Source organism: Microbacterium sp., assembly GCF_047971895.1.
GTDB lineage: Bacteria > Actinomycetota > Actinomycetes > Actinomycetales > Microbacteriaceae > Microbacterium.
Genome location: NZ_JBKEAF010000101.1, coordinates 1 through 1,704, shown reverse-complemented (window position 1 = coordinate 1,704; position 1,704 = coordinate 1). Strand labels below are relative to the sequence as shown.

Here is a 1,704-nt window from a genome sequence, read left to right as displayed (position 1 = left end):
TCGAGCGTGCCGACCTGCAAGGGCTGGCCCACCGTGACGTGCTGGCCGTCTTCGACCAGCAGCGTCGCACGCTTGAGCACCGGGTAGACGTGCTGTTCGTCGCCCGCATCGGGGGTGAGGATCACCTTGCGGGACTTCTCGGTCTCCTCGATGGTGATCCGGCCATCGGCCTCGGCGATCGGCGAGGCGCCCTTGGGCGTGCGCGCTTCGAACAGCTCCTGCACGCGGGGCAGACCCTGCGTGATGTCATCGGCCGAGGCCGAACCACCGGTGTGGAAGGTGCGCATCGTCAGCTGCGTGCCGGGCTCGCCGATCGACTGCGCCGCGATGATGCCCACCGCCTCGCCGATGTCGACCATCTTGCCCGTCGCCAGCGAACGGCCATAGCAGCGTGCACACACGCCGACCGCCGAGTCGCAGGTGAGCACCGAGCGCACCTTGATGCTCTCCACGCCCGCCTCGACGAGGCGGTCGATGAGTACGTCGCCCACGTCGTCGCCCGCCGCGGCGAGGACCTCACCCTTGGCGTCGACCACATCGGCGGCCAGCGTACGGGCGAACACCGAGTTCTCGACGTTCGCGTCCTTGACCAGCGTGCCGTCGGCATCGGCCAGGGCGATCGGCATCTCGAGGCCCTTGACCGTGCCGCAGTCCTCCTCGCGGATGATGACGTCCTGCGAGACGTCCACCAGACGGCGGGTCAGATAGCCCGAGTCGGCCGTACGCAGAGCGGTGTCTGCCAGGCCCTTGCGCGCACCGTGCGTGGCGATGAAGTACTCGGCCACGCTCAGCCCCTCGCGGTACGAGGAGATGATCGGGCGCGGGATGATCTCACCCTTCGGGTTGTTCACCAGACCGCGCATACCCGCGATGTTGCGGATCTGCAGCCAGTTTCCACGAGCACCCGACGACACCATGCGGTTGATGGTGTTGTCCTCCGGGAAGTTCTCGCGCATGGCCTTCTGGACCTCGTCGGTCGCCTCGGTCCAGATCTCGATGAGCTCCTGCCGGCGCTCGGCGTCGGTGATGAGACCCTTCTCGTACTGCGACTGGGCCTTGGCAGCGGCCTTCTCGTGCTTCGCGACGATCTCGCCCTTGGCCGGCGGCGTGAGCACGTCGCTGAGGGCGACGGTCACACCCGAGCGCGTGGCCCAGTAGAAGCCCGCGTCCTTGATGCGGTCCAGCGTCGCCGCCACCTCGACCTTGGGGTACTCCTCGGCCAGCTTGTTGACGATCTGCGACAGCTTGCCCTTGTCGGCCTGCTCGCGCACGAAGGGGTAGCCCTTCGGCAGCGTGTCGTTGAACAGCGCCTGACCGAGCGACGAGGTCACCAGGCCGTTGCGCTCGTACGCCTCGATCGCCTCGGCGGTCTCGCCCTCCGACTCGAGGAACGTCATCCCCGGGATGCGGATGCGCACCTTCGCCTGCAGGTCGAGGGTGCCCTCGTCCTTGGCGAGGATGGCCTCGGCCACCGAGCCGAACACGCGGCCTTCGCCGAGCGCGCCGTCGTTGCTCGTCGTCAGGTGGTGCCGACCGATGATCCTGTCCTGCGAGGGCAGGGTCACCGGGCGGCCGTCCGAAGGCTTGAGGATGTTGTTCGACGCGAGCATGAGGATGCGGGCCTCGGCCTGCGCCTCGACCGACAGCGGCAGGTGCACGGCCATCTGGTCGCCGTCGAAGTCCGCGTTGAAGGCGGCGCAGACG

1 pseudogene is annotated in these 1,704 nt (G+C 68.1%); it reads right to left on the bottom strand.

Features of this window, described 5'->3' with window-relative positions:
* Positions 1–1,704: pseudogene (locus ACK5IN_RS07925) on the bottom strand (DNA-directed RNA polymerase subunit beta'); the annotation flags it as partial.